Source organism: Blautia sp. NSJ-175 (assembly GCF_022867815.1).
GTDB lineage: Bacteria > Bacillota > Clostridia > Lachnospirales > Lachnospiraceae > Blautia > Blautia celeris.
This window is the reverse complement of sequence record NZ_JALIFQ010000045.1, coordinates 1-11,893: the sequence shown is the minus strand read 5'-3', so window position 1 is coordinate 11,893 and position 11,893 is coordinate 1. Positions and strand designations below refer to the sequence as shown.

The 11,893-nt window shown below is 45.2% G+C and carries 12 protein-coding genes, 1 tRNA gene and 1 rRNA gene; 3 read left to right on the top strand and 11 right to left on the bottom strand.

Going from position 1 to position 11,893, the window contains the following annotated elements; genetic code table 11:
• Positions 1 to 727: 727 nt before the first annotated feature.
• Together MUB35_RS29915 and MUB35_RS29910 are read left to right on the top strand one after the other, a co-directional pair.
• Positions 728 to 1,543 (top strand): AraC family transcriptional regulator, encoded by an 816-nt coding sequence (locus MUB35_RS29915; protein ID WP_033143134.1) that lies wholly within the window; start codon positions 728 to 730, stop codon positions 1,541 to 1,543.
• A gap of 18 nt (positions 1,544 to 1,561) precedes the next feature.
• Complete coding sequence (locus tag MUB35_RS29910) at positions 1,562 to 2,026, top strand: VOC family protein (RefSeq protein WP_033143135.1); 465 nt, start codon at positions 1,562 to 1,564, stop codon at positions 2,024 to 2,026.
• Here the strand turns inward: MUB35_RS29910 and MUB35_RS29905 are convergent.
• From MUB35_RS29905 to MUB35_RS29875, 7 genes are all read right to left on the bottom strand, one after another.
• Positions 2,023 to 2,919, bottom strand: a complete 897-nt coding sequence (locus MUB35_RS29905) for a sensor histidine kinase (RefSeq protein WP_054353820.1) — start codon at positions 2,917 to 2,919, stop codon at positions 2,023 to 2,025. The two genes, MUB35_RS29910 and MUB35_RS29905, sit on opposite strands and share 4 nt — an antisense overlap.
• Before the next feature lie 11 nt (positions 2,920 to 2,930).
• Complete coding sequence (locus MUB35_RS29900; RefSeq protein ID WP_033143137.1) at positions 2,931 to 3,770, bottom strand: ABC transporter permease; 840 nt, start codon at positions 3,768 to 3,770, stop codon at positions 2,931 to 2,933.
• Positions 3,763 to 4,677, bottom strand: a complete 915-nt coding sequence (locus tag MUB35_RS29895; RefSeq protein WP_054353818.1) for an ATP-binding cassette domain-containing protein — start codon at positions 4,675 to 4,677, stop codon at positions 3,763 to 3,765. Before MUB35_RS29895 ends, MUB35_RS29900 begins: the two co-directional genes overlap by 8 nt.
• A gap of 86 nt (positions 4,678 to 4,763) precedes the next feature.
• On the bottom strand, positions 4,764 to 5,429 hold the full coding sequence (locus MUB35_RS29890) for a response regulator transcription factor (RefSeq protein ID WP_033143139.1): 666 nt from the start codon (positions 5,427 to 5,429) through the stop codon (positions 4,764 to 4,766).
• 36 nt (positions 5,430 to 5,465) lie between these two features.
• Positions 5,466 to 5,741 (bottom strand): DUF1653 domain-containing protein, encoded by a 276-nt coding sequence (locus tag MUB35_RS29885; protein ID WP_033143140.1) that lies wholly within the window; start codon positions 5,739 to 5,741, stop codon positions 5,466 to 5,468.
• 12 nt (positions 5,742 to 5,753) lie between these two features.
• A complete protein-coding gene (locus MUB35_RS29880) occupies positions 5,754 to 6,164 on the bottom strand; it encodes a peptide deformylase (protein WP_227212160.1) in 411 nt (136 codons plus the stop codon).
• A gap of 475 nt (positions 6,165 to 6,639) precedes the next feature.
• Positions 6,640 to 7,860, bottom strand: coding sequence for an MFS transporter (locus MUB35_RS29875; protein WP_033143142.1), 1,221 nt, complete (start codon positions 7,858 to 7,860; stop codon positions 6,640 to 6,642).
• A gap of 134 nt (positions 7,861 to 7,994) precedes the next feature.
• Between MUB35_RS29875 and MUB35_RS29870 the strand changes: the two genes are divergently transcribed.
• Entirely contained in the window at positions 7,995 to 8,903 is a 909-nt protein-coding gene (locus MUB35_RS29870; RefSeq protein WP_033143143.1) for an AraC family transcriptional regulator, read from the top strand.
• A gap of 298 nt (positions 8,904 to 9,201) precedes the next feature.
• Here the strand turns inward: MUB35_RS29870 and MUB35_RS29865 are convergent, their stop codons facing one another.
• The 4 genes from MUB35_RS29865 to MUB35_RS29850 form a co-directional block, all read right to left on the bottom strand.
• Positions 9,202 to 10,428: a uroporphyrinogen decarboxylase family protein gene (locus tag MUB35_RS29865; protein ID WP_148394057.1), complete on the bottom strand. Its 1,227-nt coding sequence runs from the start codon at positions 10,426 to 10,428 to the stop codon at positions 9,202 to 9,204.
• Between the two features lie 138 nt (positions 10,429 to 10,566).
• On the bottom strand, positions 10,567 to 11,481 hold the full coding sequence (locus MUB35_RS29860) for a LysR family transcriptional regulator (protein ID WP_054353814.1): 915 nt from the start codon (positions 11,479 to 11,481) through the stop codon (positions 10,567 to 10,569).
• A 95-nt stretch (positions 11,482 to 11,576) separates the two neighbouring features.
• A tRNA-Asn gene (locus MUB35_RS29855) sits at positions 11,577 to 11,649 on the bottom strand.
• A gap of 88 nt (positions 11,650 to 11,737) precedes the next feature.
• A 23S ribosomal RNA gene (locus MUB35_RS29850) occupies positions 11,738 to 11,893 on the bottom strand; the annotation flags it as partial.

Sequence of the window (11,893 nt, the reverse complement as noted above, 5' to 3'; positions counted from 1 at the left end):
CGCTCTTGCAGCAACTTGTTTATCTTATCACAGGTTCTGCTGTTTGTCAACAACTTTTTTCATAATTTTCAGAATTGTGTCAAATCCTTTGAAATATTATGATGTTTTCTGTCACTTATCGGCGACAGCTAGATTATAATAGCACAGGAAGATACTGGTGTCAACAATAAATTTTATTTTTTGATAAAATCTTTCTTTGCGGTTATGCCGCTTACACTTGATCTCATCTGAAAAGAACCTATGTTCCATCAACGCATAATATAATAATGTCTGCCGGAGCGTTTTTTCAGATTTACATATAGCATCAAAAACTTTTTCTTAAGTTATCTGTAAGAAAAGAACAAACAGCAAAAAAAACATATGATTACCCACTAAAGCCAATGTTCTCCTCCGCATTATCTGTAAAATGAACAGATAATATGGACTAGCACTTCCGGATTACATAATAAAACACAAGAAAGCTTTCAAATTATCTGTAAAGCATGAAGAAATCACAGTCACACCGCCTTATATTACATATAAAATTTGGCGTTTTCCTCCCTTCTATCCGCAAAGCATGTGGAACCATTGCTAAGTTTCCCATGGGTATATAGGAAATACAGCTGTACCCACTGCCCCGCCGAACACCGAAACATATCTAAAATCCACTTGAAACCGCAATAATCTGCAAGAAAAATGTTATAATACTAACTATAATAAAGAGGAAATACTGCGCAGAGGTATTAAAATGAATCATTCTATGGGAAAAATAATATTAGATAAACAATTGAATATAGAAGTATTGACACTTGCAGGAGAAGTAGAGAAACTGCCCAATCATTTTCATGATTATTATGAGTTGGGCTATATAGCCAGCGGAAGCAGACGTGTGATATGCCAGTCCAAAGAATATATTGTGGAAAAGAACGACTTACTTCTTTTTAATCCAAATGATAATCACGCTTGTCTGGAATTGAAAAAGGAACTTTTGGATTTCAGATGTGTTCACATTACCGCTGCGCGTATGCAGGAGTTGATGGTGGAGTGTCTTGGATTTGATGTTTGTCCGTATTTTGAGCCGCAGGTCATCTGCCAAAGTGATCTGGCTGCGCAGATGGAGGAACTCATCGGTTTGATCACAGACGGATCGTGTGACATTCTCCAGAAAGAGGAGCTGCTTTACCTGATCCTTGGTGACTTGGTTTCTGATTTTTCCAAACCGCTGCCAAAGGAACATGCCGATGCCTCCTGTATCACTGCCCGTGTCTGCGATTATATGGAATGCAATTATATGCATACGATCACCTTACAGGATCTAAGTCGTCTTTCCGGGCTCAGCAAATATCATTTTCTGCGGATGTTCACCCGGGAAAAAGGCATATCCCCCTATCGCTTTATTGAATGTCTCAGAATGACAGAAGCGAAAAAAATGCTGAGAGAAGGAAAGGATCTGGCTGATATCACTTATCAACTGGGGTTTAGCAGTCAAAGCCATTTTACTAACTTTTTCAAAAAGTACGCCAGAGTCACCCCGAAACAGTACAGCAGATTATATAACAACTAACAGAAAGGAAAACTTATCATGAAGCACACTTGTATCGTTATCTCAGTGGCAGATATCCATGCAGCCAGAAGGTTCTATGAAGATTTATTCGGTTTGGAATTATATCAGGATTACGGCAGGAACATTTCGTTTACCTGCGGTTTGGCACTGCAGGAAGATTTTGACTGGCTTGTCAATCTGCCAAAAGAAAGCATAGGAAAAAAGTCCAATAATATGGAGATTTGCTTTGAGGAGCAGGACTTTGACGGATTCTTAGACAAGCTGAGGCAGTATCCCCATATTGAATATTTAAGTGAAGTCATGGAACACGACTGGGGACAGCGTGTTGTTCGATTTTATGATCCGGACGGACATATGATCGAAGTGGGAGAGGATATGAAAATGGTCATAAACCGATTTCTCACATCCGGGATGAGCATGGATGAAGTTTCAGTAAAAATGGGGGCGTCCATTGAGGATTTAAATAAACTTCTGGAGCATTAAACAGGGGATCTGAACGCAACCCAAATCTTCAGCTCCCCATGTTCAAAGGCCGCTCCCATACGGCCTCCCATCTCCTCTGTCAGCAGTCTGGCAATGGACAGGCCAAGCCCCGTAGCATTTTTTCCGCTCTCCACAGTGTAATAACGGTCAAATAGCTTCTCTGCCAATACTTCATTCATTTCCGCCGCGTGATTGCAGAACACTGCCTTTCCATCTTCCATCAGAATAATCCTCAGGTCCCCGTCACTGTACTTCAGTGCATTCCCGATTATATTTTCCAGGACACGGGAAAGAGCCGCTTTATTCAGCAGCCGTTCTATCTTCCTCTCTGGTATCCTGATATCCGGTGTGATTCCCTTATCCTTAAACGCACCGTAATAAGCCGCGATACACTCCTCCAGCGCCTGGTTCAGACTCACAACCTCTTTTTCTTCATATTGATGAACAGACATTACCAGAGAATACCGGAACAATTCTTCTGTAAGCTGTTTCAGTCTGTCGATTCTCTCCTGTATGATTCCCAGATATGTCTGCACCTTCTCTGATGTATCTTCCCTTTCCAGCAGTTCCATATATCCGCAGACCGCAGTAAGCGGTGTGCGCAGGTCATGGGAAATATTTGTCACTGCCTCCTTAAGCTCCTTATCGCCCTGCAGATAACGGATTTGTTCCTTTCTGAGAAGTTTCATCTGTCTGTCAATCTCAGCCGCAAGCCGGCGCATTTTATGGTCTGAAATGCTGATATCAATCCCTACATTGGTGTCTCTGCCCAGCCTTGCCTCCATTTCTTCGCAGATTTCATCTGCTGCCTTCCGATAACCGGCAATCTTTATCCACAATATAAAATTAAACAGCGCAAGGACTGCGCACAGAACACCAAGCAGACAGACCATATCTTTTTCCTCTATTTCAAATCTTTTCTCTTAAAACAAAAAACGCCCACAATATTTACCACACCCGTAATAATAAGGGAATAAGCTCCCAGAGTCCATGGATTCCTTACAGACAGCGACGCAATCTGCAGACTCTGCCCTGTAGGCAGCAAATCAAGCACAAATTGATGCGCAGCTCTCTGGGCAGGCTTCAGATACATGGGATTAGGGATTTTTTGTATTGTCTGCGTAGTGGTATCCCCAACCGTCTTTGACATGACAGCACCATCCACAAACTCCTTTTCTCCCAGTTTCATGGCAATATAGAGCGCCAGTATGATTGCCGCAAAAACCCCGATCATACTGATGACTGCCACCAGCGCCTTATTCTGGTTCAGCATGGAGAGCATAGTGAAGACTGCTGTAAAAGCTGCTGTCATAAGCACACTGTTCAGCAGATTCATAAGAACAGCTCCCATACTGCTCTCAAAAAATCCAAACAACGGTATCCCCAGGATTCCTGCCACCAGCATATAGACTGTGTTCATCATGACCCCTGCTGCCGTACATGTTATAAAATTTGACAGATAGATGCTTTTCCTGTCACACCCCGCGATCAGTTTATTACGAATCGTTCCATCACTGTATTCTGTTCCGATATACAGACTGCAGAATGCTGCGATGAGCATCCCAATGACCATATGCGAAGCAAAAAATACACCGTCATAGCTGACTGTCATCTCATATCTCGTCATATTGTTGTACTGGCCTGCACAGTCAGCGATCGCATACAGAGCCATGACCACTATCCCGGTCCAGAAATATTTATCCTTTTTCAGGCGCAGAAAATTTGCATGAAGGAGCTTACGCATGGCTGCCACCCCCTATTAGATTGATATAGTAGCTCTCCAGGCTCTCATCCTTTTCTGTAACCTTATATACGATGCATCCCTGTTCGGCCAGGCTCTGTATAAGCTCTGTGACATTCCAGTCTCCATATACGTCAGCCTCCTGATCAGATGTCACCGCGTATTCTATCTTCTTTTCGTCCATCACACGAATCAGGGACCGCATATCTGATACGGTCAGGTGCATGCATTTTCTACAGGCAGACTCCAGATCACCTGCCGTGATCTCCTTCACGATCCTTCCCTGGTCGATAAATCCATAATGGGTGGCAAGCCTGGACAGTTCATCCAGAATATGGCTGGAAATCAGCACCGTGATCCTGTATTCCCGGTTCAGCTTCAGGATCAGCTCCCGCATCTCCACGATTCCCTGGGGGTCCAGCCCGTTTACCGGTTCATCCAGCACCAGAAAATCAGGATCACCCGCAAGGGCAATGGCAATCCCCAGACGCTGACGCATCCCCAGGGAAAAATTCTTGGCCTTTTTCCTGCCTGTGCCCGAAAGCCCCACCAGTTCCAGCAGTTCTGTGATTCCCTCATAAGTAGGGCGGCCCAGGATCGCATACTGTTCCCGGATATTTTCTTCAGCCGTCATATCGAGATAAATGGATGGATTTTCAACCACCGCTCCCATTCTGCGACGCATCTGCAGGATATCCCCGGATGTGTACTTTTTTCCGTAAATGGAATACTCCCCGGATGTTGGGCTCTGCAGGCCGCAGATCAGCCGGATCAAAGTGGTCTTTCCCGCTCCGTTTCTTCCGACGAAGCCGTAAATAGCTCCTTTTTCCACATGCATGGTCAGATGGTCCAGTGCTTTAAAATCTTTATATTGTTTTGTTAAGTTTTCTGTACTCAGAACATACTCCATAACAATGCCTCCTTTATTTGATACAGTCATGATAGCACGGCATGGTTAAGAGAGCAGTTAAGCAAACAGTTAAGAAACGGTTAAGATTACATTTCCCGCATTTTAAAACCGATTCCCCACACAGCCTCAATGTAATCCCTATCCTTTATCTCCCTGAGTTTCCGCCGCAGATTGCTTACATGGACCTTCAGGGAGCTTTCCATACAATCCGGCGTATCCTGGCTGATCAGATCCAGCATCCGGGATTTTGTAATAACCTGGGAGGGATTCTGCATCAGCAGCTTCAATATGGCAAATTCCGTCTTTGTCAGACGCACGGACATGCCGTCCGCAGTGACCTGATGGGCGGCGGTATCGAGGCAGAGGCCGTCATACTCAAGCACCGCATCTTTCACCACAGCGGACTGTTTTCTAAGCTGTACTGTGATCCGCGCCAGCAGTTCCCTGGTTTCAAAAGGCTTCGTAATATAATCCGCAGCCCCGTCAAGCAGCAGATTCACCTTGTCATCCACTCCCGCTTTTGCACTCACCACAATGACAGGAAGCCCGTCAAGCTTCGGCAGGACTTCCTCCCCGGATAATCCGGGAAGCATCAGATCCAGCAGAACCAGGTCGGGCTGTTTTTGAGCCAGGAGAAGGAGTGCCTCTGTGCCTGAATAGGCACGCATGACTCCATAACCCTCTTTTTTCAATATTTCTTCCAGCATATCCCCTATGGGAATGTCATCCTCTATGACTGCAATATATTTCATAACAGTACACCTTTCCTCTGACGTTCTGTTCTTTCCCTAAATAGTCAAAAGCCGCTGCTCTACCTTCTCAAATCTGTATTTCTGTTTGATCTCCGGGTACTTTTCCCTGTCCACCTCACTCATGAACATATCGTAGGGACGTGCCCATACGCCAAACGGCCTGTAGAGCGCCTGATAGATCACAAGCGTCTCATCAGTCTCCGAGTGTGTGGCAAATGCCATGATTTGATACAGATAGGTATCACTGTCAGGATTTACTGTCTCTCTTTTAAAATTCTTCACGATATCCCCCGGTTTAAGCCTCGGTTCCATACGCCTGTCCTCCTATATCAAAATGCCGTCGCAGTGGTCAATCTCATGCTGGATGATCTGGGCTGTCCAGCCTGTATAGCGCTGTTTACATCTCTTAAAATTCGCATCCCTGTATTCCACCTCGATTGTCTCATACCGGGTCGTCCTTCTCACTCCTTCCAGGGAAAGGCAGCCCTCCTCTGTTTCATAGGGTTTTGATTTCTTTACGATGACAGGGTTGAGCATGGGAAGATTGACTTCTCCCATTTGGACTGCTATGATCCTTTTCTTAATCCCTATCATATTTGCAGCCATCCCCACACAGCGCTCCCTGTTTGCCTGGAGGGTATCCAGCAAATCCTTCACAATAGCGCCGTCCTCTCTCACCGCCGGCTCTGATTTTTGGCTGAGGAAGAAAGTATCTTTTACGATTGGTTTTATCATTCAGCCTCCCCCATTTCCTTTGCCATTCTCATGTCCTCTTCATTCAGCCGGCATCTTTTTGGGGCCTCGTCCCACAATTCCTGTTTATATGCCATCTAATCACTCCCATCGGTTTTTCTGTAATCAAGAGTATAACCGATTCCTGTCCCATATTCAACTGCTACGCATACGGATATCTTCCATTCTGACTAATTACCTATTATATGTATTCCTTTTTCTGGGCTTTTCCCACAATAAAATTTTCCAATTTTCAAAATTCCACAATTTACGCCGGGATTTTTTTTGATTTTTGTTGACACTTTTTCATTGAAATAAGGTATAAATAAATTACCCCCAATACATTATATAGTTTTTGCTACACCCCATAAGAAGAAATACCTTCTCCAAAAAGACCAGCTCCCCCGCTGGTCTTTTTCCATTTCTCAAGTATTTCCCGGAAAACATTGATGGTTCCCTGCACGTGAACTGCAGGAGATCAATTCTCCTCCAAAGTACATAATTTGACGTCTCTTTGCCCCACTGCAATATGCAGCTTTTCAGACATGATCACCATTAAGACTAAGATCACTGCCATAAAAACAGGGTACAGCCCGATATTCACATACTGTGCAACAAGCCCGAATAAAGGCGGGACCAGGCAGGTTCCCACATAGGCGGCAGCCATCTGCACGCCAATGACAGACTGGCTTAAATCCGCTCCGAAGTTGGCAGGCGTCTCATGTATAACGGACGGATAAATAGGCGCACATCCGCACCCGATCAGAATCAGCCCCACAAAGAGGACATTCCCTCCAAGGGGAAGGAGAACGCAGAGAATCCCCAGCGCGGCTACAGCCTGTCCAAGACGTATCATATTGCGGTCATTTACCTTCATAGTGATAAAACCGCAGACAAACCGGCCCGCTGTTATCCCCATATAGAATAGACTTGCCCAGCGTGCTGCCCGCTCAGGCGAAATTCCATGGTATAAGGTACAGTAACTGGCTGCCCACATACCCGCCGTACTTTCCAGTGCACAATAGCAAAAGAAACAGATCAGGACCTCTTTCACCCCTCTAAGCCTCACAAGCTGCGGCAAAGTATAATGGCGGGGCGGCTGACCTTTGTCTATTCCGGCATCTGCTGATTCGCCGTTTATCTGTCTTTTCTTCATCTTTTTCCAAAGAGGCAGGGAAAAGATCAGGACCGCCGTCAGTGCTACCTGTAGGACAGCAATGGTCTGATATCCGCCGTTCCATTTGAATCCGCCTGCCACAGCCCATCCCATGACCACAGGGCCTATGCTGGCGCCCAGCCCCCACATACAGTGCAGCCAGCTCATATGCCTGGCGGGATAATGCAGGGCTACAAAATTATTCAGCGCTGCATCCACACTTCCCGCTCCGAGTCCGTACGGTACTGCCCAGATGCACAGAAGCCAGAAGGAATTGCTGATGGAAAAACCAAACAGTGCCGCCGCAGTCATTCCCACACTGATCGCCGTAACTTTACCGGCACCAAGCCTGCGGGTGAGAAAATCGCTGGCCAGACTGGAGACAATGGTTCCCGCGGCAATAATCATTGTGATCACTCCTGCCCAGGAAACAGAAGCCCCCAGTTCCCGGTACATACTGGGCCAGGCTGACCCAAGCAGAGAGTCAGGAAGGCCCAGACTGATAAATGCCAGATAGATAATAATCAATAATAATGACGTCATAATGCATCTACTCCTCCTATGTCTTACATTTTATATCTCCGCATATTGTAAATCAAAATGCGGATTGCTTCCATAATGATAACGTATTATACTATAAAAAAAGCGACATACTGAAAAAATTCAGAGGTGTAAAAATGATCAACAATACAGTACGTGTGGATGAAAAAGGCAGAGAACTGCAGAATCACGGGAATTTGGCATTCCCCTGTGCCTGGTACTGCAGCGGTCCTAATCAGGGGGATGTGCCCTGGCACTGGCATGAAGAGATTGAACTGGTATATTTAAGCAAAGGAACCCTGCAGTGTGCAGTGGGTAACAGGCGTTTTCCTCTCCGTAAAGGGGAGGCACTTTTCATTAATACAGGCATTCCTCACGCATTTTTTGAGGAATCGGGCATTCCCTATGAGGAAAGTGACATTGTATTCCATCCCCGCCTGATCTATGGGGATGTGGGGAGCATTTTTTATGAAAAATACATACTGCCCCTCATGCGCTGTCCCTCCATGGCAGGTTTTGCTTTCCGAAAGGACCTGGACTGGCAGAGAGAGGCTGCTCTCTCCATAAAAGAGGCAGTCACGGTATGCAGAACAAAACCTGAATTATACGAGTTTACCGTGAGAGAGGCACTGACAAATGTATTTACGCTTCTCCTCAGACATAACAGCGGGGAACTGCAGCAGACAGAAGCCAGGTCCTCTTTTCTGATGGAACGGGTAAAACGAATGCTGGACTATTTCCACAGCCATTACCAGGAATCCATCAGCGTGGAACAACTTGCAAAACAGGCTAATATATGCAAACGTGAATGCCAGAGGGATTTTAAGAAAGTGCTTGGTCTGACTCCCACCCAGTATTTTGAGCAGTACAGACTTGCCATGTCCCTCCGCCTTCTTACAGAGAGCAGCTGCAGTATCATAGAGATTGCAGACCAATGCGGTTTCCAAAGCCCCAGCTACTTCACCAAATTATTCCGAGAGAAGTACGGTGTCACGCCCACTGCCTTCCGCTCAGGTGCTCCTCTGCTTCATTCCGATCTGAAGTGAGCAGATGACATTTGCCTGCATTGCCCCATATGCTCTACATGATGCTGCAGCTTTCACATTGCATAATGAAACGGCCAAAAATCCTCTTTTTACGTTCTAATCCCACAATGGATTTTTCCTGTTTTTAAAAATCCACAATTTCTTTCTCGATTTTTTTAAAATTTTGTTGACACTTATCTGTTGAAATATAGTATAAATAAATTACCCCCAATACATTATATAGTTTTTGCTACACCCCATAAGAAGAAATACCTTCTCCAAAAAGGACCAGCCCCCCAGCTGGTCCTTTTTATTTTCTTTACAGCAGATAAGAATACGCAGATTTCTTCAGCCATTCAAAAGTATACTCTTCCGGGTTGTTTTTCAGCTTGTATTTCAGAAATTCTTCAAAGGAAAGAAACTCTGGCATCTGGTATGGTGTCTTATCATCTGCCCCGGGTGCGCCATAAACCTTTGCTGCCCAAACTGCCGCCTGGATTTTTTCTTCCGCAGTATTCGGTGAAATATTGTTGAAAAAGAATATGGCAGGCGTGGGACCTGCTTTTGCCTGCAGCACATAGTCCCGGACAAGTGCTGTTATATTGTCAATGGGCTCAAACTCCAGATATGTGGCAGAAATACCTATCTGCAGTGCTGTCATGCGCTCAGTAGCCACGGCTCTTGCATAATCAGCTCCCAGAGAAGCGGCATCCGGGTCTATACACAGAAAACGGCCATTGGACCAGATGATGAAGTCCTCAAAACGTTTCCGCTCATCCCCCTCCAGCATAGCAGTTCCGAAAAAGGCAGTATCCATCAGCCGCATCCCCGGCATATTAAGTTTATCCAGCTCACGCTGCAGATAGGGCCGTATGAACTTTTCTACAATTTGAACATTTACCATAGGTACGGATGCAAAAGCATCCACAAAATCCATCTCGGCAAATCCGGGAATGGCTTCATTCAATGCGCGGAACATGGGTACATGATAATCGTCTACAATACGGCGGAGAAATTCATGGACAAATTCCGGATCTTCTATGGTCGCCATGATAAGATTCTCAATGCCATACAGATTGCCCGCCAGTGTCCAAGGCGCGGAGAAGATCGGGAAGGTATCCACACCGGTATAATGCTTATACGCTTTGCAGTATTCGATCAGATATGGAAACCGGCCTTGGTCCAGTCCCCCAAACCTGATTTTATCCAGGTCAGCAGCATCCTTGATAAAGTAATCCGACCGGTCAAAATCAGGACAGTGATCCGGGAAAAATTTTATCTTAGCCCCCATGGCCTCTGCCTCAAAATTGTAAACATCCATATTTGCGGTGAGGATATCCAGTTTCAAATAATCCTGTACAAGAAGTGTACATTCCGCCATGGCCTTTGCGTCATCGCGGAACAGATAATCATAAGGAACTTTGCATAGCTCAGGAATATATTCCGTCACCAGCGCTGTGACAGGTACATTGGCATTCGGCCAGTTAGCAAGATTCTGCAATGTTTGCAATCTTTCCAATAAAAATGTCATTTTAGACTGTGTCATTTCTATACTACCTCCTTTATTAAACCCGGTTACTTGTTAATATTCATTATAAACTTTAGGGCAGTAAAAGAAAAATGATGAAAAAGCACAGTGCTGTGCCGTTTTTTCATCATTTTTAAGGGGTTATAGAATATGCAGTTATGTAGTCAGAAGCCGGATGATCTCACTGATGAGAGGATTCCTGTTATCCGGATTCCAGGCCACGATGAGGCCGGAATCACCTAATCCTTCCAGCTCCACCTTTCTGATATCTGAGGATTCCCAGTCACAGATGAGACCGTCCGCCAGAAGCTGTCCTTTTCCCAGTGAAAGATTATAGCGGATAGAATTTGTGTTGGAGACACTGGCTGATATTAAGGGAGTAAACCCATGTGTCCTGCAGACATTCTCCAGCAGATGATAGTAATGTGGATAAACTGCAGGTGAAAGTGTCAGAAAGGGATATTGTTTAAATTCTGAAAAAGAATGAACCTCCTCATAAAACAGCGGATGACTTTTATGAATAAAAACCGCGTTTTGCGAATGGAAAATCTCCTTCCATAGAATGTTTTTGTTGTCAAAATAAGAACTTTCCTGAAGCCAGGTTATGATAAGATCGAAATAATTATCCTCGATCATACCGGTCAGCTCATGCATATCTCTGCGTTCCCATACGATTTTTTCCGAAAGTTCTCTGGATGCCTTCTCCTCCAGTCTGGAAACTGTATAGGACGCTGCTGTCTGCGTTGTATCCAGCAGCCCTATGCGTATGTTGGAGGCATATCCCTCCTGGATCGTGTGGGCCTTTTCCAGACTTTGAAGTATCATTTCCAGAAGCGGCGTCCAGTCACCGGCAAGTTCCCGGGCTGCAGGTGTCGGAATAAGCGTATGGTATTTCCGAACAAAGAGCTGAAGTCCCAGTGTGGATTCCATGGAACTGATAGTTTTGCTGACCATGCTCGGAGTAAAATTATATTCCGCGGCAACACGGCTGTAATTTTTCAGGCGGACGCACTTTAGAAAGATCTGAATCTGCTGCAATGAAAGGTTAAACACATTATTATTATATTTCATACGCTCCCTCCGCTTCAGTCACTGACGTCCTTCACCTATATAAAAATACGTATACAAAAAAACTCCATAAACAATTATGTTTACAGAGTTTAAAGCTCCCCCTGTTGGACTCGAACCAACGACACTGCGGTTAACAGCCGCATGCTCTACCGACTGAGCTAAGGAGGAATAGATACAATGATACACCGTACCTTCAAAACCGCATATACAAAACTCAAAAACCTTTTTTCAACTCCGCCGTTTGCATTTTCATGCTCAGGTCAAGCCCTCGACCGATTAGTAGCAGTCAGCTGCATACATTGCTGCACTTCCACCTCTGCCCTATCTACCTCGTCGTCTTCAAGGGGTCTTACTTCTTTAAAGAATGGGATATCTCATCTTGAGGGGGGCTTCACGCTTAGATGCCTTCAGC